This is a genomic window from Enterococcus sp. AZ091 (assembly GCF_051714805.1).
Lineage (GTDB): Bacteria > Bacillota > Bacilli > Lactobacillales > Enterococcaceae > Enterococcus_D > Enterococcus_D gallinarum.
Map to the genome: position 1 here is coordinate 278,665 of NZ_JBIOSO010000001.1, position 23,661 is coordinate 302,325.

The following is a 23,661-nucleotide window of genomic DNA, read 5'->3' on the forward strand; positions in this document are numbered from 1 at the left end:
AAGACCATTCCTTGGGGAGTGGTCTTATTTTAAACAAGTTGATTCTATCTTTCGATTGCCGACCCACGACCGACTTTATCCTCAAGGAGGGAACAACCATGTTTGAACCATTTGACAGTAGCCGCAGCCGCTATGCTTCTGGCGGTATCGTCCAAACCATGCCGGGAGAATTGATCGATAGTTTATGGCTGATCATTGACTTGGATCTGAAAGGCGTTATTCCGTTAGAAAATCTATTAACTTTTCACGTAAAAAATAATGACGGCCGTGTTAGTATTCATTTTTCACAAGATGATCGCCGTGCTGGGATGTGTATCGATCTGCCGATTGCTTACAATGAGTATTTGCCTCAAACCGTTTATGCCTATGATGATGGTCAGCGCCAAACCATTTTATTGCCTAGTGAAGCAAGCTGATCTTCTATAATTTATTTCTCTGCATTACGTACCAAATCTCCAGCGAGTGAGGGATAGCTAGACACTTTCTGCTAGGCTTAAGGTATTCTTAGCCTAGTAGTTTTTTAGTGTTGCCCTACTATTTTTCAGCTATTCAGTTGTGCGGTTCTTTTGAGTCTGCTTTTAAGCGACACTGCTTGCAGGATCACCCAATTTCCCCTTCCATCATTCCCTACTATGAATCCAGAATCCCTGTTTTTTTCCTTATTTTCTTCATTTTTTTCTCTTTTAAGCTGATTAGCTCCACATCTGTCTCTTTGTAGTGAAAATTATTTATTAAACTTTGATGATTATTCTTTTCTAAAAAAACCAAGAAACTAGTTATCCACTATAATAAATGTAATCTCATCCGAAAGAGGTGATTCACAACTTGGAGGATTTTCTCGAGAAAGAAGTGTTGCGCATGTTGCGTCTGATCCGTAGTCTTTTCAAAGAAAGTCCGCTCCCCCTCCAACAAGCAGCCCTGCAACAAGGGATCTCCGTCAAGACTATTAGACGGATGATCGCCAGCGAGTTAGGTATCAAGTTGCCAATCAAATTTTTGATTAAAAAAGGTCAACTTGATTATTTACAGACGGAAGCAATGTCGGTTACTGAGTTACAAAAAAAGTCATCGCTTCTCTTGTAAAAAAGAGCAGTAACTACCGTATTCTTAATACCCAGCTGGAAGAACCTTCGTTGACTTATCCATTATTATGCAGAAAATGCCACCTGAGCCCTTCCAGTGTCAATCGACGTTTCACTGCTCTATCATCCTCTTTGGCAGCGTATCACTTATCTCTGAATCGCAAGCATTTTCCACTTTTACAAGGGAACGAAATACAAATCCGTTTTTTCCATTATCAATTGTTGCGCTGGATGCGTCCACACTTGATAAAAAGTTCCAGTGAGGCCTTCTTTTGTATCAAAACAATCCATGAAAAAAGAAAAGCGGTTTATCCGCTGGAAAATGGGATCGCATTAGCTACAGTTTTTCCAAAAAACTTTGTCCCTGCCTTTTATTTGCGCCATGAACGCAACTATCTTTTCTTATGGAAACAATTACTTGGACTTGAAGCCTTCTATTTATCTGAAGAAGATACCTACTTGCTGAACCAAATATTTGCTGCAGAACTGCTCAAAGAACGTCTGGGAAGTGACTCCTTTCAAATCTGTCTTGTCAAAATCACTCAAATCCACTTGCTCTGTGCTTTATTGGAAGGCAATCTGATCTTGTTTAAAGGGAGTGGATCACTTTCACCTGATACCCTCACACTCATTCGTCTGTTTCTTAGCCAGCTCCCCCACTACGATCAATTATTAAAAAAGCACCCTGAATTGCCGCTGCTGTATGAAATGATTTGGCATAACCGTTCTGTTTTGCTAGATTGGAATTAAAAAAGAGCAGTGACAAAAGTATGAAACAAACCACCTAACCGAAACGTAAAGAGATTACTCCTGCGATTCAGGAGGTCTTCGACGCAAGATTGCGAGGAAGGTCAAATCTCTTTATCATTTAGTAAGTTTCGTCTGTTTTTAACTTATGTCACTGCTCTGTTTGTACTGCTTAATGAAGGAAACTATTTAGCGTCCGCATCAACGATTTTCACAGAACCTTGCCATTGTTTTTCGACAAAGTCTTTGATTTCGTCAGAGTGAAGCACTTCAACCAATTTTTTGATTTTATCGCTGCTTTCGTCGCCACTGCGTACGGCAATCACATTGACGTATGGTGAATTATCCGCTTCTAATAAAACAGAATCATCTGCTGGATTCAAGTCGATCCCAAAAGCAAAGTTCGCATTGATGGCCACTAGGTCTGCTTCATCATTTTGGTAAGCCGTTGCCAATAATGAAGGATCAATATCATGCTTGAATTCTAATTTCTTTGGATTTTCAGCAATATCATCAAATGTTGCTGTTTCAGCATCGACACCATCTTTCAACTTAATCACACCAGCATCTTGTAAAATCGTTAAGATACGGCCCCAATCGGATTCCGAATTTGAAGTAATCACGGTTGCACCTTCAGCTAATTCAGAAATGTCAGAGATCCGTTTTGAATACAACCCCATCGGTTCGATATGAACCGCTCCTGCATTAACAAAGTCATAGCCATTATCGGCAATTTGCTTGTTCAAGTAAGGGATATGTTGGAAATAGTTGGCATCGATATCGCCATTTTCTAAAGCTTTGTTTGGCAAGATGTAATCATCGAAGGTTTTGATTTCTAAATCAATTCCTTCTTTTTCCAACAATGGTTTTGCTTGTTCTAAAATTTCTGCATGGGGTGTGACAGATGCTCCCACCACCAATTTCGTGTTTTCTCCACTAGCTGATGTTGAATCGGCGCTGTTATTTGAACCTGTACCGCAGGCTGCTAAAGCGACTGTTAACAATACTGTTGTTGCAAAACCAAAAATCTTTTTCATTTTTATTCCTCCCAATTTTCTGTTTGATGTTTTTCTTTTTCAGCCAATCAGCGTTTGTCTGTTGCTTTTGTCAAAAAGTCGCCGATTGCTTGTAAGATAAAGACAATAATTAAAATAATCACTGTTGCTACAAGCGTCACAGTGTAATTTCCCCGTTGAAAGCCTTCTTGCCAAGCCAATGAACCAAGGCCTCCGGCACCGATCGCCCCTGCCATAGCTGTGTAACCGATCATTGAAATGGTGGTGACAGTGATGCCCGAAATCAATGCTGGGACACTCTCAGGAATGATAATCTTATAAATAATCTCCCAGTAACTTGCCCCCATCGCCTCGGCAGCTTCAATCACACCTGGACTTACTTCTCGAAAGGCAATCTCTACTAACCGTGCATAAAAAGGAGCTGCTGATAGAACCAATGCTGGAATCGCAGCTTTTGCCCCTAAGAAGGATCCTACCAATAGTGTCGTAAACGGTATAATCAAAACCATCAAGATCATAAACGGAGTTGAACGAAACACGTTACTGATAATCGAGACTAAGGTATAGGCAAAGCGTGATCCAAATGTTTGCTTGCGACCTAATGAATAAAGAGCCAATCCTAGTATTAGTCCAATCACAATGACTAGTACCATAGAGAAGAATGTCATAAATAACGTATCGATCGTCGCTTGTTGCATGTTTGCCCAATCGATTTTTTCAAAATCAAAATAGGTTTCTGAAAATGATTTACCCACGCTCGATCACCTCCACGCCTACTTGTTCTTGCGCAAAAAAGCGCAATGCTTTATCGATTTCTGGTGTTTCACCGGTCAATAGAACGGTTAATGCGCCAAAAGAACCTTCATTTGTTTGCTGAATCTTGCCATAAACAACATTGACATCAATCAGATACTTTCGGATCGCTTGCGAAATGATTGGTTCATTCGCATTGTCTTCCGTAAAGGTCAATGTCACTAAGCGGCCATGGGGATTTTCTCTTAAAAAGGCTTGACGCAATTCCTCGGGATCTTCTTCTGGCTCCAAATCTTGCTGCACAAAGCGCTTAGTCACAGCTTGTTGCGGATGACGAAACACCGAGTGCACGGAACCTTCTTCAACGATTTTGCCTAATTCCATTACAGCTACTTTATTGCAGATTTTGCGAATCACGTTCATCTCATGGGTGATCAGCACAATCGTCAAATTCAGTTTTTTGTTGATGGACAGCAGTAAATCCAGAACTTCTTCGGTTGTTTGAGGGTCAAGTGCACTGGTTGCTTCGTCGCATAGCAAGATTTCTGGCTCATTTGCTAACGCACGGGCAATTCCTACCCGTTGTTTTTGGCCACCTGACAATTGGGAAGGGTAAGCTTTTTCGCGTCCTTCTAACCCGACAAGTTTTACCAGTTCTTGTGCCCGCTCGCGGCGTTTGATTTTGGGGATCCCTGCCAATTCTAATGGTAATTCGATATTTTCCAATACTGTTCGTGACCACAAGAGGTTAAAGTGTTGAAAAATCATTCCAATTTTTTTACGAAAATCTCGTAATTCTTTGTTCTTCAAGGCTAAAATATTTTGACCATTGATCACTACATCACCAGCTGAAGGAAGTTCTAATCCATTCAATAGACGAACCAATGTACTTTTGCCGGCACCTGAATAACCAACGATGCCATAAATATCGCCTTTTTCCACTTGCAGAGAAACATCATTGACGGCATGGACTGCGCCACTTTTACCGTCAAAGGATTTCTTTACGTGGGTCAATTCGATTAATGCCATAAATTTCCCATCTTTCTTTATTCATTCACTAGTTAAACACAAAAAAAGCTTTCATCCTTTGTACATTATACTGTTACAAAGGACGAAAGCACAACTTCCGTGTTACCACCTTGATTTACTGTCGACTCGCATCAACAGCCTCTTCCAGTACTTGAATTTCTTCGCATACTGTTGCACAGTAACGGGTGCATCCCGTGATAGGCTTGTCCTTAGACTCACCCATCCTGCTCAAAGACCATCTTCCATCTTCTCTTCGTTGCCCATTTACACCAAACAGGGCTCTCTGTGTACGTCAAGAACATGTACTCTTCTTTTCAAAGCATTCATTTATTGAGCAAATTATAGCAACGTCTCAATCTGCTGTCAATTCTTTTTGTAAATCAGTGGTTGGATCTTGTTTTATAATTCGTCAAATTGACTTGGATCAACATCTTTAAAGCTGACTAGCCAAGCATTCATTTCATCGCTGTCGTTTAAGATATCAACGTTTTGATCGATTTTTTCATTTACAGAAGAAATCACGCCTGTTAATGGGCTTGGAAATTCACTGACAGCTTTTTCTGCTTCCAACTCCACTAGCGTATCTCCTTGTTTCAAGGCTGTACCAACTTTTTTCAAAGAAGCAAAAGACACAGCACCTAATTCTTCTTGTGCTTCTTTTGTCAAACCAACACAGTATTCTTTGCCATTGAACAGTACCCACAAATTATCTTTTTTTCTCAAGCATTTCTTTTCCATGATTCTAACAAGACTCCTTCATATTCTTTTTCTTTAAACCCATTGATCAAAAAGCGATCTTCACTAATCAACAACGGGCGTTTGATCAACATGCCGTCTGTGGCCAACAAAGTTGCGGCTTCTTCATTCGACAACGTTGGTACTTTCTCTTTCAAACCTAATTCACGATATTTCATTCCGCTTGTGTTAAAAAAGCGGCGAGCTGGCAAGCCGCTAGAGGTGATCCATTGTAACAATTGCGCCTTCGTAGGCACCTCTTTGATCATGTCAATGGCCTCATAGGGAATCCCATTTGCTTCTAGCCAAGCTTTCGCATTTTTACATGTACTGCATTTCGGATACCAGTAAAATGTGATCATAGCTATCTCCTTACAAGGTTTTTGGTGTACTCTCAGCCTGATAGCGCATCGATAAAATCAAGCCAATGCCGATCATGTTACTTAATAATGCCGATCCCCCTTGACTGATGAAGGGTAATGGAATACCTGTCAAAGGCAATAAGCCAATATTAGCACCGATATTTTCAAAGACATGGAACAAGATCATCATGATGATCCCGGTAGCAAGATAGGCATAAAATTCATTGTTTGTATCAAAACAAACCCGAATCATTCGGTAAATCAAAATGAAATATAATAAAATCACAAAGGCACTGCCGACAAACCCAAAGTTCTCTCCGATCACAGAGAAAATCATATCTGATTCACGAACTGGCACGTAGACATCACTCACATTGAACCCTTTACCGAACATCCCACCAGACCCAATAGCCATTAAAGCATAAGCTAGTTGGAAAGACTGGCCTTGAGTATCGTGAAACGGATCTAACCAAGAATCGATACGTGCAAACTGATATTCTTTAAAGCCGACATTATAGAGAAACTCTCGTCCCATATCTGTTGTGACTAAAAAGATGGTCCCGCCCCCTATCAAAACAAAAGCGGCGATAACTGGGATCACGATCTGCCAAGAAATCCCCGACATCAAAAAGATCCCACCAAAAATAGCTAAGAAAACTAACATCGTTCCAAAGTCTTTTTGCAGCATGACTAAAACTAGGACCGGAATGGTTACAGCTAACATTTTAGCGATCAATAAGCCATCCGTCTTTAAATCTCGATCTCGATGACGAACATTGTGATGGGTGACCACCAGCGCCAACATCATGATAAAGGCAATCTTCATCAATTCCGAAGGCTGGATCGTAAAGGAGCCAAAACGCAGCCAGTTTCGCGAGCCCGTAGAGTCGGCTAACCCTGCATCATAGAACTTCAAGAGACCCAGCATTACCAGCAATCCTGCTCCGTAAATATAGGGAGTCAACTTCCACAACCACTTGGATTTTATATGCATGATCACTATAATTGCGATAACTCCTAGTACATACCATAAAGCTTGAAATCCTAAGGTTTTTCCCACGGATGGATTCCTTGGATCATTCGTCAATGCGACATACAATGACGCAAACCCAATCAAGCACAATAAAAATACGGGTAATATCACACCGTAGTCAATTCGATTATCATTCTTTTTTATTCGTGTATTTTCCATGCCCACACTCTCTTCTGTAGAATCTTTATCCATTATAGTGATGTTTGCGCAGAAAAGAAAGGATTCCCCGTTCTCATTCAGAAAAAATTTAGAAACTTTAAAGTTTTCTCTAAAAAAATCATCTAAAAAAAGAAGCAGTCTAATTAGACTGCTTCAATGCCAGCTGCAGGCAATTATATATATAAATTAGTTAGTTTATGCTTAAAAAATCACGATTTAAAAGTAAATCGCATTGAAACATTGACTTATGTCAGAACATGTTTGAAATTTTTTTGGCACATTTTTTGGCACATTTATTCAGGCCATAGAATCTCTAGTTAGAAAAACAGTTCCTTTATATAGTTTTTTTCTGGTACAATAAAACAAAAAATGAAATGAGGGATTATAATGGGATTATTTGATGGATTAATGGGAAATGCAACACAACTTTCAAGTGAATCTGTGTCAAAAGAATTGCAAGATGTACTGACTACAGATGAAAGGATTGATTTATCATTTAAATTAGTTCGCGATTTGATAGTCTTTACCAACAAACGCTTAATCATAGTTGATAAACAAGGTGTATCTGGTAAAAAAGTAGAATATAAATCAATTCCTTACAAATCGATTTCCAGATTTTCTGTTGAAACTAGTGGACATTTTGATTTAGATGCTGAATTAAAAATATGGATCTCTAGCGCAGAACTCCCAGCAGAAACACTTCAATTCCGCAAAGATAAAAACATTATTTTTGTACAGCAAGCATTAGCTTCTGCTGTGTTGCATTAATTACACAATATAGTGTTCTCAGTAAAATATTCTGGGAATACATCATAGCTAAACAAAAAAACTCCTACTTGATTAAAAGTAAGAGTTTTTTCTATGTACCTTTGTAGGACTCGAACCTACGACCGGACGGTTATGAGCCATCTGCTCTAACCAACTGAGTTAAAGGTATAAATCAAAAAATAACCACTCCCTTTGAGGAGTGGCACAATTAGATGAAAAAGTTTTTCAAATTTCATGTTAATCAAAAAAAGTTGTATATTTCTCTAAAAGTTTAAAATCCTGCTCAAGATTTTTTCTTATGAATATTTGATCTCCAAAAAATGACTTACGAGATGTACGTGCTATCTTGTGATAAATATCATTTTTAATTAAATAGTCTAATTCTTCATTAATTTTCTCGAGGTTACTTTGATCAGACGAAGATTGAAAGTAGCGTATCGAATTATATTCTAGGTATCTTGCGCTGTTAATTACTTTTCTATAATGTAGTTTATCAACTTTCATAGAATCACCTCTAATACAAATCTACATCATTCTTAACTTTCTATCAATATGTTTAATTTAATAAAATACTAATTTTAATACTATAATTAATATAAGAGGTTAAATTTTTTGAGCTTAGAGTATATATAAGAGATTTCTAATCAATAATATCTATTACGTTGAAACAATGATAAAATAAACAAGAAGAGGATTAGGCACACTTCCCCAAGTTTCCCCCGCCTAATCCTCTTCATTAACGATTTAATATCGCCTTACAAAGTCTACATTAAAATAATTTTTATTTCAAATGAAAAGAATAACATTTAATATTTCGTTTATAAGATCGCCGCAGCGGGATATTTGTTTACCATGGATTCTTGTTGTTGCTGTTCAATTAACATTAAAAATCAACAATATGACTAATTTGAATACGTCATATTGTTGATTTTTATCATCTTTAGTTCCTAGTTGTCGGTATTCGTCGATAAATGATTAATTTATTTGCACATTTATTTATGCCTTAGGATCCCCAGTTAGAAAAACTGTTCATTTATATATTTTTTTTCTGGTACAATAAAAGAAAAACCTTGAGGTACCGTATGCATCGTAAAAAGATAAAAAAAACAAAAATACTAATTCCATTCTTAATATTTTTAGTAATTCTTTCTTCAGTAGTAACATTTTACTTAATAAAAAACACTAACGATTCCAGTTCAAGGGTATACTCCCATAGAGGAGCCTCTGGAGAAGAGATTGAACACACAGTCGCTGCTTATGATCTGGCTATTTTATACGGATCAAGATATATCGAACAAGATCTTGTGACATCCAGAGACAACACTCTTTATGTTTCTCATGATTTATCAGCAAAAAGAATAACTGGTGTAGACAAACTTTTTGTAGATATGACCGATGATGAAATTTCTGATTTAAGAACTGAAGATAATGAAAAGATATTGAGTTTGCAAGATGTGTTTAATCGATACGGGAATACTGTGAATTATGTAATAGAACTAAAGGAAAACTCCAATCAAACGAAGCTTTTCGAAGATCTTGTGAAAAAAAATAACTTGGAAGATAATATCGTAGTTCAAGCATCTGATATTAAACCGTTGCAAGACTTGAGCAAAAGTTTTCCAAATATGCCAAAACTCTTATTAGTTAAGAATCAAAGCGAATTAGAAAAGGCAGTCACGTATGACATAGTAGATATAGTTTCTGCTGAAAAGAGTATGATGACAAAAGAAAATGTTAAATTAGTTCATGGCCACAAAAAACTTTTGAATATTTGGACAATAAACTCCACTAGTGAAATAAAAAAGGCAATCAATCTTGGTATAGATAATTACTTTACCAACTTCACAGCAAAAGCTTTAGCATTAGAAAATAAATACAGAAAATAAAAAAGCCCCTTCTCATTTGCAGAGAAAGGGCTATTTTTTATAGAATATTTCCCCAATCAGAAATCTTTCCAATGGCTATATATCCCTTTTTGTAACTGTCCGTTCGAGGCTGAACACCCCAAATATAGCCCGAACCGGTTACAATATCATTGAACTCAACTTTACTACCCTTTTTCAAAGTTGCAATAATCTTACTGTTAGTATTTGCGCTAACACGTAAGTTAACATTGTCTTTTAAAGTAATAGTTTTCATTTTAATTTTCCCCCCTGTTGTTGAGTTGCTAGAAGATCCATTATCTTCGTTTGCTCCAGTGGAACTATTACCGAAAAAATATTCAAATCCTTTACGTACAATCCGATTCAAGTCGAGTGGTCCGGAATAGCCACTTAGTTTTCCATTTGATGTGTACTGATGGATATCATAGTTAGAAGTAGCTGTCGGATTCGAACCATTATACTGACCATTGTTTGAACCGTATGTGGGAACCCAGATGCCATCAAATTTTGAAGTATCTAAATTAAAGCTTGCATACAAGTGGTTAGCAATATATGCTCCCACTTTTTTAGCTCCTAAAGATTTCAATTTTGCTCGATACTTTTCAATCCCAGTTCTCATATCGCTCATTGACTTTTCTTCTACGTCAAGCCACCAGAATGTTGGATTATACGCTTTCGCACGGTTATAGAAGTCTGTCGCCTCTTTCTCCATATCTGAATTTGAAACTCCTCGAACCCAAGCGTATACAGCTACTGGAACGCCACGTTTTTGAAATTCTGCAATGTGAGTTTTGTAGTGCTTGTCGATGTACCGTGATCCATACTGTATACGAACAATTACACCGTCAACAGCACTGACCAACTTATCATAATTAATAGTGTTTGGTGTTTGCCATTCACTAATATCTAGAATAACTGGTTTTGGAATACTCATTTTAATCATCCTTTCGCTCAGTGAACTCCTGCCCATCGCCATAATCCTTCTCTGAACTTGTGCTCTTAACACTTGGATTAGTATTTGTATCTTGTAACTTCGACAATCTTTCTTTGACCCAATTTGGAATCGGTACACCTAATTGACCTAAGTTCTCAGTAATTGAAACCCCATAGACTGCGATATAAAAAAAGACGAATGCAGTCGCAAACGTCTCAAGACTCATAATCTTTAAATACGGGTAAGCAATAATTACTAAGCAGACAACTAACATGTGTTTAACGATTCCTAACAACCCTTTTGTGCTATTCGCATCTTTCACAAAAATCCCTTTACACAGACCTGTAACAATATCACCTACTACAACCCACAAAAAAAGTTGAATATATCCATTTGTTAACAATCCACGAAATTCGTTCAGTAACATTCCATTATTAATAATCACCATATTAACCACCTTTTCTTTTATTAAAAAAGCAACCGGCTAGAAAGCCCATTGCTCCTGATACGACATACCCATTTAATTTGTTTCTTCCGGCTTTTTTACTTCTTCTACAATTTTCGCAACATCTTCTCGCAAAACATCTGGCACACTTTCGATAGTTCGTTTCCCTTCAATTACGTGTTTTGCATACAACATTTTCAACGCTGAAAATTCCATCTATCACTCCGCCTTTACTTTGAGAAAATATAATCTGATATTTCCATGAGCGCAGTTTGAAATGATTCAGATTCTGCTTGCATGGACTTAACTATCCGTTTCAATTCTTCATTTTCTAATTCTAGTTTTTCAAATTCGGTTGTCCCTTGGTCGCTTATCTTGTTCCATTGGTTATCTTTCCATTCGAATATTCCGTGACCAGCTGGAGGTTCCGTGTTTATTTGATTCGAGCCAATATGTTCAACCCATAGAACCGACTTAAAAATATTTGAATCTGACACTTCGCAAACTCTAAACTTTTTCGAACCTTCGATCCACTTTTTCCCATCCCATTTTGGCGTATAAAGACCAGGAGGGCATTGTTCAACTATCGTATTTTCACAAATTTGTTCAACCCAATCTTCTTTAACAAGAAAGCCATTTTCATCAATAATTCTTACAAATGTTTTTGCCAACTCAGGCACCTCCATCAAACGTACACACAAAAGAATATTTACCTAAGTAACTTAAAGTAGATCCTTTTGCTACCCGAATATTTCCGTCATTTGCACTAATATAAAAACCATTATTAATTACTTTGCCAGTTTCTGTTTCTATAGCATTTATAGGCATATTTTTCCTTGGTCTGTTCCCTCCAGGAAGTGTTGCAATGGGAGTTATTTCTGTTACATTTCCCCCAACTAAGTCTGCATAAACTGAAACTTTTCCTGTGTCATCTTTTCGATAAGAAACATTGCCTGTCCAAGCACTGATCACAGTCAGTGCTTGATAAGCTACTTGAGCACGTCTTGCTTTACCAACCAAAAACTCAACAGGTTCTTGTTCGCTATAAGTAGATTGATTATCTATATGACCCTGAGCAATGGAATAATCTGTTATCACAACGGAGGAACGCTCCTTAAGTCTTACTTTCGATTTAAAGGTCAAAGCATTATTAAACAGAGTACCAATCTTTATATACATGGAATTTGTCAATTCAACAATTGCGTCAGTATCACTTGCCATTGTTGGTAAAGATAAACCTTCAATTACACCAAATTCACATCCGTTGCACTTGACTGGATTAATACAATTTTCTGCACCATTAGAAATCAAGGAAAACCCTTTTGTTCTTACAAGTTGATAGCCTATAGACGAATGATCTACGCCACATGACGTGAAACTAGAATAGGTCATAAGTTCTACATTAAAGCCAGAAGATGCCGCATTTATAGAATAGCAATTTTGAAAACTAACGGATGTTCCTTGAACCCTATTATCCACATCCCCAGCTACATAAAACCCTGAACCACCAGAATTTTGCACCTCAACTCCGTTTAAATATGCCATCCAAGCAATCGCATGGATCCCTTCATTTTTCGGCTTAAGAATACGTAGTTTATCTATCCTGATTCTAGAAATAAATTTTTCACTTTTGATCCCATATTTACTGGCTCCTTTGCAATGAATGTAACCTTTATTGACAGTAAAATTTCTAACTCCTTCCTCAATAAAAATTACTGTATCCACTTCTATTCCAGGAGATAGGTAACCGTTGTCCACTTCTACATCGCCGTTCGTTTCAAATTCTAACTCTACACTGTTTTTGTTTATTACTAGTTGTTTATCTTCGTATTCAGGATGTGTCGTATTAAACAAATAATTTTTTTTGGTCTAGGAATGACAATTTTCCCACCAGCTTCTGGTAAATAGTCTATAGCTGCTTGAAATGCTGGCAAATCATCATGAACACCATCGCCAACTGCACCAAACCATTTTACATTTATTCCTCTTTCAAGGTTCTCGTTATAGACTCGCTTCATAAAACTCGAATCATCAAAACTCCTGAAGTCTTCATTTAAGCCTATTTGTTGATCTAATCGTGCTAGTAAATCCGGATAGGTTTTTGAACCACCTGCTGGTTTTCTTGATCTAATCAACTCACTTAAAATCTGCCCTCCTGGATCGACAGACTCTAGAATCTCCTTGTTTTGTTCCACAAATTCTTCCCAGTCTGTCTTGCCTGTAGCGATGTATTCATTAAACAATCGAATCAAATCTTCAATTGTCCAAACATAGGTTGACCCATCTTTGGTAATTTCTTTAATACCATCACTATAAATATTTTTAGTGACTTCGTAAGTAAAATCACGAGTAGAGAATTGTTGCTCGTAGGTGTGATCATCAACCATTTTCCTGAAACTGAAATAACCAGTTTGACGACCCAAAACTTGCCAGTCTTCAGATCGAAATGTATATTCGAGTTTTCCTTTTTTCGGATCAGTCATTTCATCTTCCGTTAATTTTTGTTCAATGATACCTAACCCCGGCGTTTGCCCAATTCTTGCACAAAAGAAGACTTGGAGACCATCGTAAGATTTCGGGATTGCATCTTCCAATATTTGCACAACTAGTGTCTGTGTTTCTTCGTCTGCTTGTCTGATTTTTAGTAACCCTATATTATTGTTTGGTTCGCTTACGTTAAGTGTAATTGGGTATCTAACCGCCAAAACTATCAGCTCCTTTATATATTTATTTATCTGCTGGCGGAATAACAATTGATGAAATCCCTACAGCACTCGTATATGAACGATCGAATTTCCCGACGATCATTCCTTGTTCGGTATTTTGTTCATATGTTTGGATTCGTCCATTTTCTAATCCACGAATCACACCTGTATGACCATAGGTATCGTCAACTCCTCCTGGCCAACCAGCCCAAGGTGCACCACGTGCAATATTAATGATGGCACCAACTTGTAATTGGGCATATGTTGGATTCTTGATTACCGTCCAGCCGACAGCAGCCCAATCATAGGCAATACCAATATCACTAGCAGCGGCGGTACTTCCCACTCCAGTTAAATGACTCATGCCATATTGCGTACCAGCACCAAGACCACATCCACCCATATAACCAGAATACTCTGCGGATAGTCCATAACACTGTCCATTGCCGATTCGTCTACCTAGTAGATCTTCTAGATGTTCCAGACCTCGATTGGTGGTCACACCATCGAAAGGGATATAGGTTTTATCCGTCAGCTTCAGTGCATCAGCTTTTTCATTTCTGAACCGATTTTGAATCCCTTCGACATAAGCAGGCGCAACCATAGAAGCCGCATTGGTGACAATATAATCACAGACTGTCGTAATAAATGCCGCATCATCCCACCGATTTGCAAATTGTTGAGTAATGGTTTTAAAGAAGCCATTTGAAACAGCGGCAGGATACCAGTTTTGAATCGAAGCAAGAATGCCAAGTGTTCCAAGCCATTTTGGGCCATCGTTGAAATCAACGCCTGTACTTGCTTTCAATCCTTCGATTGCCGGTTTCAATTTTGTGCGACAGAAGTATTCGGCTTGCATTCGCGTAAATTGTTTATCATTCGCGTTCCCATAAGCAGCCCACGAGTTGTTAAACTCGGTTGAGCCAACAGAACCCACTAAAGCACTTCGTGCATCCGGATAATATTTGGCCAACCACGCTAAGAAATTGTCCATCTCGTATACTTGCGTGAAAGAGTATTTTCCATAGTTCCAACCGGCGCCATCATCTAATGGCGGATGGTAATACCCAGAACTACGATCACCCATTTCATATTTAGCAGTCAGTGCCAGTACACGCACAAAAACATCAGATAAAGTGCCGCCTTCTCCTGGACCAGGACCGCCATTTTGTCCAGGAATGACTTTCGAACCACCAATATACATTTCTTTCGCATCAACTCTACCTTTAAATTCAACATTTCCTTCAAAGACAACATTATCTTTGAAAGTGATCTTTCCTTCTCCAAAAGTTCCTTTTCCATAGAAATTGTACAGTCGATTATCCGCTGTACTTTCTTCAGGAACTTGAAAAATCGGGGTAGATAATTTCTTATTGTTTTTACTTGCAGAGTTGATTGAGAATATATAACCAGGATCTTGCACTACTGCAAATCCGTTGATTACTCGACCACCGCCATACGTAGCTGTAATTCTCCCCAGTTCTTCTCCATGAACATCGTCTAAGCCCGTTGATACGACTTGTTTTTCAAAGGTTACTTTTCCGCCTTCCATCACCACTTGGAAATCTTCATCATCCAGAGTTTTCAACGCAACCCCTTGGACGAGAATGCCAGATAAAATACCGGCAGTAATAAAGTCAGCCACGATTGCACCATCTTGAGTCATCGCCAATCCATAAGGACCATTCACACCATTATTTGAATAACCAAGACCTCCCAGGTTCCATCTCCAAACTTTTTGAGCATCTGCAACCGACGGTTTATCCATGATTAGTATTTCGCTAGGTGCCTTCTCAGGTCTAAAACGAACACAACCACCTTTGGTACCAGTAATCCAACTTGATGCGTTTCGAACAGCTTCCACCAGTAGTTCCGTTCTAGTTTCAACTTTTTGTCGTAGTTTAGCTGTTTCTGTAGCAGTAGCATTCGTATAAAACTCAATATCGTTTCCCAAAGTAACACTCTTGTATTTTCCAAGTGTTGGACACCAGGTGTATTCAACCATTCGTTCTGCTACTTCAATATCTAATTTTGCAACTTTACAATAGCAAGTATCTCCGAAATGAAGTCTTGCTATATCTCTGTATAGTCCTTCATATTCCAATGTATGTTCTAGTTGAACCATTGAAACGGTATGAGTGACTGAGGGCTCATGAACTCGATCATTATCGAATTTGGTTTGCCCCCATTTTTTTAACTCCTCAACAGTTGTGATTTCAGAGTTCTCATACTTGCCGATTCGACGATTTTTGTCTGTCACACCTTTCAATTCAAGAAATTTAAAGGTAATCGGTTCTTTGTCTTCATCATAATCGCCTTCCGGTACACCACCGACTAAATACAAGCTGTTGTAGTAATTTCCGTCAATCTCTTCTTCAATTGCCTCAAGATTTACTCCTAGATCAATTCGATAACCATTATCTTTTCCGATGCGATCGAGCAATTTGAGTCTGTAGTTTTCCATGTCCAGTTCGCCACCGGTTACACTGGCAAGATTTTCATTGCCATTATTCGAACCTATAATTGCATCAATAGGATTCGTTTGCTTAACAGTAAATTGATGAACTGTTTGAATGGTTGATTCAAAGGAAAAAGGCTGCTCAAATGCTAAAGCAGCCTTTAATCTACTCATGATAATTGATCCATTCCCAGCAGAAGTAAAACTATTCTCAATAAAATTCCTACTTAACATATACCCAATTGCTCTGCCGGTAACAGAAAATGAATTAAGATTTTTAATTACTTTTTTAATTTCAAAATATTTTATTTTGCCATCTTCATCTTCTGCACGAATAAAATTGTCTTCTTTCAAATATTCTACATTCTGGCCATCAAGCGAGTAGTTTCCATAAAAAGTGAAATCACCATTTAGAATGCGATTGATTTCAGGTAAATCATCCCAATCGATCAAAGCGTGACCGTTCGTTTCTAAGTCTGATGGCATTTCTTCATAAACATAAATTAAACTCACAAATACACGCTCCTTCTTAAAATTGTACCGCTAGAAACTCCTGTGGTAATCAATTTGTTTTCTCCAGGACGAACCAACGGCCATTCTCCTTTGCTAAAAAGTGTTTTCGAACCTTGAATAATTTTTCCGTGTTCACAATCAATTTTGATTGTTTCAGTGCTGTTGTTCGTAATCGTCAACGAAATATTATTGATCATAAGCTTGACATTGCCACCTGTTGGCTTTAATTCAATGTACGGTTTTGCTGTTTCGTCGCCTGGGTCGTGAAAGATCAGTGAAGTAGTGAATGGCAATGATTGCTCATTTACTTTCCGTTTAAAAGGTTGGCATCTAAATGTTAAATCGAAGGTGTAGAAAAACCCCCACTCGTTTTCAAACTCAGTAGGGGAATTCATCATACAGATAACGTCTCGATAAGTATCATAATCATTGTGGGTAATCAATTGCCCACGACCTTGCAACCATTGCTTTACTTCACGTAACCGATCATACGGGATTGTGATTGATTCAACTTCTAGATCATAGGGTTCGTAATCATCGAATGTTTCATGCAGCGAACCGCTTCGACCTAGCACAGTGATTTCTTCATAGCGTTTGTTAGGAGAAATCTCAGGAAGTTCCGTTTCGATAATACAATCCATATCCAAAACTGCGTTAATTCCTTTGAATATGAAATTCGGTGTATCAGCATCCATGAACATTCCTATCAACCTCCCACACCGGCAAGAGCTTGTTTGCTTGCACGATAAAATTTACGGTTCATTTTGTTTAATTCGCTTGGGTTATTTGCATCGACATTGCCAATATGGATATGTTGTTCTACTTTGGAAGGCTGTACTTTGCCGCCAATTCCTTTGCGTTTTTCTTCGTCTGATAACGGAGTAACAGTGGTCTTACCGTTTTTATTCGTAAGCAATTCTGGTCCAGCCTCACCAACAATCGCTTGGCCGTTCAATACATGACCGCCTTTCGCTAGATAAGGCAATTCTCCAATGCTGAAACTTTTACCACCAACACCAGGTACCCATTTAGGAACCTTGATATTATTCAGACCTCGAATAAATCCGTTGATCAAGCCGATCATGTTGTTTAGTGGCATTTTCGCAATAGCAACAATTCCATCAAAGATACCACCAAAAATATTTACAATGCCATTCCAAGCTCGTTCCCAATCCCCAGTGAAAACTCCAGTGATAAAATCAATAAAACCAGTGAATATGCGTTTGCCAGCTTCGAATACGTTGGAAACATTTGTCCAAAGACCTTCAAATACTCCACTAATGTACCCACCAATAAAGTTGAACACCTCAACGGCGACATCTGAAACACCTTGAAAGAATGCATTCACGCCATTTCTAAACCATTCAACCTTGTTGTAGGCGAGAACCAATCCTGCAATCATCAGAGCAATACCAGCGACTACTAATGTAAAAGCACCGCCAGATAAACTCAACAAACCAGCTAGTTTAGTCCATATACCCCAAAAACTGGTTGCTGCTGTTGTTATTTTAGTGATAGAGCCCATTAATGTACCTAAAACTACTAAAACAGGACCAACAACAGCTACAATTCCAGCAATTGTTATAATTGTTCTTTGCGTATTGTCGTCCAATCCTTTAAACCACAATACTGCTTCTTTTACCTTTTCAGCTACACTATTAATCGTAGGCGCTAATATTTCGCCAATATCTTTAGCTGCCATCATTAACTCATTCATGGCCGATTGATACGTGACAGATTCTTCCACCCCGTCAACCATTTCTTTGGCCGCACCGGTCGCATTCTCATACGCTTGTTTATTTTCTAATAGTGCATCGCTAGCTTTACCCATAGCTTCAACGACTTTAATACCAGCATCTTCGCCTTGCGAACCAAAAATTGCAGAAATAGCTGCCGCTTTTTCTTGACCACTGCTTAAATTATTAATTTCTCCAGCAAGTAATTGGAAAGCATCTTTAGAAGAAAGATTCCCGTCTTCTATCTGCTGATATAAGGCAGCAAAATTACCACCTAAGTTTTGAACAGCCTCTTTTACAGTTCCGTCACTCATACGGATACCAAACTCTTTGACTAAGTCGTTCACCTTGTCTAGATTATATGCACCGCCATCTAATCCAGTCTCTAAAATTGCAAACATATCCTCTGCCGAATAACCAGCATCTTTGAAGTTTGTTACATACTCCGCTAGATTATCACCTAACTCATCTGTTTTATCTAGTCCTCTTTGACCAGCTTTTACGACTAAATCCATTGCTTCTTCGCTAGATAAACCATACTGTTCAATCAAGCTATTTACTCCTCGCATAGTTTCAGTCATATCGGAGCCCAGAGTGGTTTCAATTGCTAAAAATTTCTTAGTCATATCAGTAATGGTTTCAGCGCTCGCATTTCGTAATTCTGGAAATTGATTGGCCAATTCCATTACCGCTATTTTTGATTCGTCAATGCTTGTAACCATGCCCGAAGTGAAAACATTCTCAATTGCTTGGTTCAAGTTTTCTGCTTCTTTTTTTGTTAAGCTAAAAGCCGCTTGAACTTGAGACTGAGCACTCGACAAATCACTATATATTTTCGCGCTAGCTGTTGCAATACCAGTTATTGGCGCTGTAACATATTTACTTAATCCTGTGCCGGCATTTTTTATTTTTTCTCCAGCTTTTTCGATCTTTTCCAATTTTTCAGCAGTGGTTAATGCTTTATTCCCTTGCGCATCTAATGCATCATTTGTAGATTGTAATGCTTTACGCAAATTATTTTCACTTGTTTCCGCTTTGAGTAACATCTCATAAAGCTTACGAGTTTTTTCGGAGTTTTCACCAGTTTCTTCCGCAGCCTTCTTATATGCCTCACGTAAACCTTCTGTTTTAGCAGTCGCAATAGATAATTGCTTTTCTAATTTCTGTTTAGCAGCCGCTAATTTTTCAGTTGCAGTCGCATTTTTATCCATCGCAGATATTTGATTTTTATATTCAAGTGCGGCTAACTTCATGTCATTATTGATTTCCTTGATTGTTTTAGAATAAGCGACTTCACCGTTCATTCTAAAATTAAGGACTACATCAGATTCTTTTGTGTTTTTCGCCATGCTTTTCTCCTTTCTACCAGAATGGACTATTATCTAGCGTAGTTGTTTCCGGTATTTCAAAATCAGGACTATTCGCTAGTAGCCACTGGATATAGGATTTAAGCCACAAGTTTGGCGTTGCTCGTAAAAAGAAATCCTCACTCCAATTTAATAGAGTGAGGGCTACATAAAGATAAAAATCCCATGGAGTACCTATCGGTTCCGTTTGCGATTTTGATTTCGACTTTTTCTTTTTTGGTTTTTTGAGACTTGATAATCTTGTGGCTTTTTGGATTTTTTTAAATCTACCTCTTGAAATTGCTTAGGCGCATAAATCTTCATGCATGTCGAATAGACTTGTAAAACTTCATCGCCCATACCAAGTAGCCGTTCGATTGTTTTAGGATTTTCTTCTAACCCACCAGTTCTTAGCATTCCATAAATCAACGCGCGCATAATTTTGAAATCGGAAGGTGTTATAGATCTTGAATCAAGTTTACCATTTGCTCGTTTCAACATGTCATTCATGTCTGCCTCAAAAATCGAATAATCTTGATCGTAGATTTCTGCTATATATTCCCAGGTTTCCATTGTTGCATCTACCGGAAATTGCTTGCCGCGAATCGTGACCGTTGGTAATTCATCTAATGTGATACCATAATCAGATAATTTAGCCATTATTACACCTCAAATTTATTTTATTAAGACAATTCAATCGTTGCTCCATCTGCCGTTGGTGTGATTGTTCCAACAACTGCTACTGGCACCTCTTCAATTGCTAGTTTATTCCATTGTTCCTCGCTATATACAGGCTGTGCAATGAATTGTTCTAGCGAAATGCCTTCTGCACTTTCACGGTAAGAATCAAAAGTTGAATATATTACATTATTGAAATTCAACCCATATGCATTAAGATTTGCTGTTACATCATTAATTTCAATTTCTACTTCTGCTGTAACGTATGTTTCATCAATAACATTTGATAATTGTACCTTAGGATACCAAACAGCTTTCTTGCCTCCACCTTCAATATTTCCGATAAACCCAAAAGCAAAATACGGTAATTCAACGGCATTTGTTTTGCTAAATGTAACCCCTTTTTGAGCAACCAATCCTTTGATTTTATCCATTGTAGCGACAGGAATCCCGACATGAGTTAAACCGATCTCATGTTTTGTTTCTCGTCCAATCGATCGAAATAGTTTGCTCGAAGCGTATTTCTCTAATGTAGATCCATTCCCACTAATAGCCAATTCAGTTGCAATCGGTAATCGTACAATTTCATCATAAGTTGGTGCAGCATTAGGCGAATCAGGTGTTAACATCATAGCAATTAAGATATCATCTAATCCTTCAAAAAATTTAATTTCTTTTGCATCCAAATCAATCACCCTTTCCATTGTTTTATAATTTTTCTTGTCATAATTTCAGCTATTTTATCTTTATGTTTTTTGTAAGTTTTACTTGCAAAACGCTGAGCCTTCTGTGTATCGGTACCATTTTCCGAAAAACGCCAGTAAAAAAATGTATCTTCAAATACAACTTTTACTTCTTTTTCTTCAACGATTACTTTTACATGATCATTCATATGCTCTTTATCGAGTAATGATTCAGGAATATTCGGTATCAACTTTTCAAGATAAAATTCTGCCGCTTCTTCCAATGATTCAAGCGAAATTTTTGCAGGATCTGTTTTCATAAGTGTTCCAAAATAATCAGCTTGTGCTTCAAATCCATTTTTCCTTTTAGCCATCAGCCATCACATTAATTTCTGTGTAAAAATTTGTCACAGTATCGTCATTTTCAGATCCTGGTATCGCATAAAAATCATGGTATCTTATGTTATTTTCATCCAATAGATTTTCTATTGGCAGTAAATCTTCTTCGGTACCTGTCGTAAAAAGTGACAATTGATACGTTCTCATTCGACGATATACCTTGCTACTAGCATGCATATTTTCCGTACTATCGTAGGTATAAACCATGTAAGGATAATTAGTCCCTTTCGGTGCTTGATCTCGATACAAGCTATATGGCAATGTTTTTAACAAGGACCTTAATTCATCGATTTTAATCAACATAAGCCAAACTCAACTCCATTTCTCGTTTATCCACATCTGTATAAATACGAGTAATGTTATACGTCACAGAATCGATTCTGACAGCACTTAGCTTTTCAGTGATAGATTTATCCCATCTAACCTTGATCCGTCTAACAACGTCCGTTTTCGCTTGTTTAGAAAGATATTTTTCTTGTGCAGTTACGCCGATATCTTCATACCATAAAGGTCGTTTCAATTGAAATTCTGCAACTGGCCGATCTCGATCATCAACTGTTTCGATAACATCCATCAATTCTGCTTTCCATCTAAGTTTATTCGTCTGCCTCTTCGGCATTTTGAATCACTCCTTGCACAATAAACGGCGTAATAGCATTCAATGCTGCTTCTAATTCACCTTCCGCAACTCGATACTCATACCCAATACCAGCTACCAGTAAAACTAGATATTCTTTTTGTCCGCCAGTAGCGGTCATCACATAGTCTTTAGCCATCTCTAAATAAAAAGAAAGCATGGAATCATCCATGCCTTCTTCAAAATGAATGTGCGCTTTAAATTTTGTTAATAATTCATCCACTCTTTACACATCCTATGCTTCTGAAGCGCCAGCAGTAAAGGTAGTATCCAATCGTGGACTTGCCCCATTCGCATTTAGCGCCTCTACTCCAAATACATATTGCACGCCATTTTCCATCGTTCCAAATCCACCAGTTAATTCTGTAACTGTGGTTGATTTTGCAGCGCTCCAGTCTTCAGAAACTTTCTTCGTATAAATCTTGTATCCTGTTACACCTTCTTCTGTTGCAGTTGGTGACGGTGTAATTACAAAGTCCATTCCTTTGTCCTTAGGTGTAATTTTTACAGTCGGTTGTGTAGGTAATTTTAAAGTTGTGAATCCTTTAAGATCTACTTTTTTTGATTCTTTTTCTCCTCGAACACGTGTTGCTTGATAATCTCCCTCCGCAACCGTTGTTCCAGAAGCAATCCCTGTGAGTTTCACTGGTGAAACACTTTCTGCTACTTTTGATCCATCTGCTTTTTTATATACTCGAAATTGATCTGCCATCTTTTTTTCTCCTTTAATTTCCTAATATTCCTTTTACAAAGGTTGTAATTTTCGTACCGATTAAATTGTATCCATAATTATTCACATGATATTGATTCTGTCCTGCTTCTAAATCATCTACAAACAAGGCAGAACGAGTAATTTTATTGATTCCGGATTCGTTGTATAAATCAATGTACGGAATCGCATATAACTTAGCGATTTCTTTCGTTACATCTATATATGTTTCTGGCATTGGGGTACCAGAATTTTTCCAAACTTGATAGGGCAATATAATCCCTATTTTCAGCTTAGGAAACCGTGTAACGACATCTTCAATCATCGATTGATAATTTCCTGCCATTGTTTTTAGATCAAAAGATCCTCCTATTTCTGATACTTCCCCTACAGGAACATTTAAGCTGAAATCATTGACCCCGGCATAAAACGTCACCATTTCATAACCGGTAAAATCAAACGCTTTACTACGTGCTGCAATCTGTGCAGTTGTATTTCCTGCAATTCCTTGATTCTCAACAGTTCCCCCAAGGGCATTACGTAAATAAGTCTCATATCCTTGCATCACAACTCCTGCCCATTCTTTTAACACAGTACTAGGCATTGCGTGACTATCATAATACGTGATCGAATCCCCGAAACAAACCATTTTCTTCCCGACTAATGCTGGTAAACTCACTTTTTCCGACTCCTTTGTTCCTCTTACTCGGCTCACGCTCAACGGACCTAAAAAGCCCATTTGATTGCGTAGACTATTTAAAAATGTCAAAGGGGAATCCCCCTCTAATAGCAGTTGTTCCCCTTGATAGATTCTGAATTTATCTGCCATATCAATCACCTATTAAGACAAT

28 protein-coding genes, 1 tRNA gene and 1 other annotated feature are annotated in these 23,661 nt (G+C 37.9%); of the genes, 5 read left to right on the forward strand and 24 right to left on the reverse strand.

Going from position 1 to position 23,661, the window contains the following annotated elements; genetic code table 11:
- The first annotated feature begins 98 nt into the window (after positions 1–98).
- The 3 genes from IGJ28_RS01305 to IGJ28_RS01315 all read left to right on the forward strand — a co-directional run bounded on the left by IGJ28_RS01305 (position 99) and on the right by IGJ28_RS01315 (position 1,832).
- Positions 99–416, forward strand: a complete 318-nt coding sequence (locus tag IGJ28_RS01305) for a DUF960 domain-containing protein (protein WP_003128534.1) — start codon at positions 99–101, stop codon at positions 414–416.
- A 409-nt stretch (positions 417–825) separates the two neighbouring features.
- Positions 826–1,083: a hypothetical protein gene (locus IGJ28_RS01310; protein ID WP_156233682.1), complete on the forward strand. Its 258-nt coding sequence runs from the start codon at positions 826–828 to the stop codon at positions 1,081–1,083.
- A 35-nt stretch (positions 1,084–1,118) separates the two neighbouring features.
- On the forward strand, positions 1,119–1,832 hold the full coding sequence (locus tag IGJ28_RS01315; protein ID WP_228074035.1) for a helix-turn-helix domain-containing protein: 714 nt from the start codon (positions 1,119–1,121) through the stop codon (positions 1,830–1,832).
- Positions 1,833–2,014: 182 nt separating this feature from the next.
- Here the strand turns inward: IGJ28_RS01315 and IGJ28_RS01320 are convergent, their stop codons facing one another.
- The 6 genes from IGJ28_RS01320 to IGJ28_RS01345 all read right to left on the reverse strand — a co-directional run bounded on the left by IGJ28_RS01320 (position 2,015) and on the right by IGJ28_RS01345 (position 6,916).
- On the reverse strand, positions 2,015–2,866 hold the full coding sequence (locus tag IGJ28_RS01320) for a MetQ/NlpA family ABC transporter substrate-binding protein (RefSeq protein WP_003128530.1): 852 nt from the start codon (positions 2,864–2,866) through the stop codon (positions 2,015–2,017).
- A gap of 47 nt (positions 2,867–2,913) precedes the next feature.
- Positions 2,914–3,600 carry a methionine ABC transporter permease gene (locus IGJ28_RS01325; RefSeq protein WP_003128528.1) on the reverse strand — a complete coding sequence of 229 codons (687 nt, stop codon included), beginning with the start codon at positions 3,598–3,600 and terminating at the stop codon, positions 2,914–2,916.
- Entirely contained in the window at positions 3,593–4,627 is a 1,035-nt protein-coding gene (locus IGJ28_RS01330) for a methionine ABC transporter ATP-binding protein (protein ID WP_060813125.1), read from the reverse strand. The genes IGJ28_RS01325 and IGJ28_RS01330 overlap by 8 nt, the downstream gene beginning before the upstream one ends.
- Before the next feature lie 75 nt (positions 4,628–4,702).
- Positions 4,703–4,954, reverse strand: a binding site (T-box leader).
- Between the two features lie 72 nt (positions 4,955–5,026).
- Positions 5,027–5,365 (reverse strand): glycine cleavage system protein H, encoded by a 339-nt coding sequence (locus IGJ28_RS01335; protein WP_003128526.1) that lies wholly within the window; start codon positions 5,363–5,365, stop codon positions 5,027–5,029.
- Positions 5,347–5,724, reverse strand: a complete 378-nt coding sequence (locus IGJ28_RS01340; protein WP_003128525.1) for an arsenate reductase family protein — start codon at positions 5,722–5,724, stop codon at positions 5,347–5,349. Before IGJ28_RS01340 ends, IGJ28_RS01335 begins: the two co-directional genes overlap by 19 nt.
- 10 nt (positions 5,725–5,734) lie before the next feature.
- Positions 5,735–6,916: an FtsW/RodA/SpoVE family cell cycle protein gene (locus IGJ28_RS01345; protein ID WP_005472807.1), complete on the reverse strand. Its 1,182-nt coding sequence runs from the start codon at positions 6,914–6,916 to the stop codon at positions 5,735–5,737.
- Between the two features lie 387 nt (positions 6,917–7,303).
- Between IGJ28_RS01345 and IGJ28_RS01350 the strand changes: the two genes are divergently transcribed.
- Entirely contained in the window at positions 7,304–7,684 is a 381-nt protein-coding gene (locus IGJ28_RS01350) for a PH domain-containing protein (protein ID WP_252712488.1), read from the forward strand.
- Positions 7,685–7,778: 94 nt separating this feature from the next.
- On the opposite strand, the gene IGJ28_RS01355 is transcribed toward IGJ28_RS01350, so the two are convergent.
- Positions 7,779–7,853, reverse strand: a tRNA-Ile gene (locus tag IGJ28_RS01355).
- A 913-nt stretch (positions 7,854–8,766) separates the two neighbouring features.
- On the opposite strand from IGJ28_RS01355, the gene IGJ28_RS01360 reads away from it, so the two are divergent.
- Positions 8,767–9,570 (forward strand): glycerophosphodiester phosphodiesterase, encoded by an 804-nt coding sequence (locus tag IGJ28_RS01360; protein WP_252712489.1) that lies wholly within the window; start codon positions 8,767–8,769, stop codon positions 9,568–9,570.
- Positions 9,571–9,607: 37 nt separating this feature from the next.
- Here the strand turns inward: IGJ28_RS01360 and IGJ28_RS01365 are convergent, their stop codons facing one another.
- The 17 genes from IGJ28_RS01365 to IGJ28_RS01445 all read right to left on the reverse strand — a co-directional run bounded on the left by IGJ28_RS01365 (position 9,608) and on the right by IGJ28_RS01445 (position 23,639).
- The gene (locus IGJ28_RS01365) at positions 9,608–10,501 is read right to left on the reverse strand and encodes a GH25 family lysozyme (protein ID WP_252712490.1); all 894 of its coding nucleotides are present in this window, start codon (positions 10,499–10,501) and stop codon (positions 9,608–9,610) included.
- Position 10,502: 1 nt separating this feature from the next.
- Entirely contained in the window at positions 10,503–10,949 is a 447-nt protein-coding gene (locus IGJ28_RS01370) for a phage holin family protein (RefSeq protein ID WP_252712491.1), read from the reverse strand.
- A gap of 72 nt (positions 10,950–11,021) precedes the next feature.
- Complete coding sequence (locus IGJ28_RS01375; RefSeq protein WP_252712492.1) at positions 11,022–11,162, reverse strand: CD1375 family protein; 141 nt, start codon at positions 11,160–11,162, stop codon at positions 11,022–11,024.
- Between the two features lie 14 nt (positions 11,163–11,176).
- The gene (locus tag IGJ28_RS01380) at positions 11,177–11,617 is read right to left on the reverse strand and encodes a hypothetical protein (protein WP_252712493.1); all 441 of its coding nucleotides are present in this window, start codon (positions 11,615–11,617) and stop codon (positions 11,177–11,179) included.
- Position 11,618: 1 nt separating this feature from the next.
- Entirely contained in the window at positions 11,619–12,800 is a 1,182-nt protein-coding gene (locus IGJ28_RS01385; RefSeq protein WP_252712494.1) for a hypothetical protein, read from the reverse strand.
- On the reverse strand, positions 12,758–13,651 hold the full coding sequence (locus IGJ28_RS01390) for a BppU family phage baseplate upper protein (protein ID WP_438845093.1): 894 nt from the start codon (positions 13,649–13,651) through the stop codon (positions 12,758–12,760). The genes IGJ28_RS01385 and IGJ28_RS01390 overlap by 43 nt, the downstream gene beginning before the upstream one ends.
- Before the next feature lie 22 nt (positions 13,652–13,673).
- Positions 13,674–16,595: a phage tail spike protein gene (locus IGJ28_RS01395; RefSeq protein WP_254005523.1), complete on the reverse strand. Its 2,922-nt coding sequence runs from the start codon at positions 16,593–16,595 to the stop codon at positions 13,674–13,676.
- Between the two features lie 23 nt (positions 16,596–16,618).
- Complete coding sequence (locus IGJ28_RS01400) at positions 16,619–17,317, reverse strand: phage tail protein (RefSeq protein WP_438845425.1); 699 nt, start codon at positions 17,315–17,317, stop codon at positions 16,619–16,621.
- A gap of 11 nt (positions 17,318–17,328) precedes the next feature.
- On the reverse strand, positions 17,329–19,707 hold the full coding sequence (locus tag IGJ28_RS01405; protein ID WP_252712497.1) for a phage tail tape measure protein: 2,379 nt from the start codon (positions 19,705–19,707) through the stop codon (positions 17,329–17,331).
- Positions 19,708–19,899: 192 nt separating this feature from the next.
- On the reverse strand, positions 19,900–20,364 hold the full coding sequence (locus tag IGJ28_RS01410; RefSeq protein ID WP_252712498.1) for a hypothetical protein: 465 nt from the start codon (positions 20,362–20,364) through the stop codon (positions 19,900–19,902).
- 23 nt (positions 20,365–20,387) lie between these two features.
- Positions 20,388–21,086 carry a major tail protein gene (locus IGJ28_RS01415; RefSeq protein ID WP_252712499.1) on the reverse strand — a complete coding sequence of 233 codons (699 nt, stop codon included), beginning with the start codon at positions 21,084–21,086 and terminating at the stop codon, positions 20,388–20,390.
- Positions 21,074–21,439, reverse strand: coding sequence for an HK97-gp10 family putative phage morphogenesis protein (locus tag IGJ28_RS01420; protein WP_252712500.1), 366 nt, complete (start codon positions 21,437–21,439; stop codon positions 21,074–21,076). Before IGJ28_RS01420 ends, IGJ28_RS01415 begins: the two co-directional genes overlap by 13 nt.
- Positions 21,432–21,767 (reverse strand): hypothetical protein, encoded by a 336-nt coding sequence (locus IGJ28_RS01425; RefSeq protein WP_252712501.1) that lies wholly within the window; start codon positions 21,765–21,767, stop codon positions 21,432–21,434. Before IGJ28_RS01425 ends, IGJ28_RS01420 begins: the two co-directional genes overlap by 8 nt.
- Complete coding sequence (locus IGJ28_RS01430) at positions 21,757–22,083, reverse strand: phage head closure protein (RefSeq protein WP_252712502.1); 327 nt, start codon at positions 22,081–22,083, stop codon at positions 21,757–21,759. The genes IGJ28_RS01425 and IGJ28_RS01430 overlap by 11 nt, the downstream gene beginning before the upstream one ends.
- Positions 22,061–22,324: a head-tail connector protein gene (locus IGJ28_RS01435; protein WP_367178301.1), complete on the reverse strand. Its 264-nt coding sequence runs from the start codon at positions 22,322–22,324 to the stop codon at positions 22,061–22,063. Before IGJ28_RS01435 ends, IGJ28_RS01430 begins: the two co-directional genes overlap by 23 nt.
- Positions 22,325–22,336: 12 nt before the next feature.
- Positions 22,337–22,813, reverse strand: a complete 477-nt coding sequence (locus IGJ28_RS01440) for a hypothetical protein (protein WP_252712503.1) — start codon at positions 22,811–22,813, stop codon at positions 22,337–22,339.
- A 13-nt stretch (positions 22,814–22,826) separates the two neighbouring features.
- Complete coding sequence (locus tag IGJ28_RS01445; protein ID WP_252712504.1) at positions 22,827–23,639, reverse strand: SGNH/GDSL hydrolase family protein; 813 nt, start codon at positions 23,637–23,639, stop codon at positions 22,827–22,829.
- Positions 23,640–23,661 lie beyond the last annotated feature (22 nt).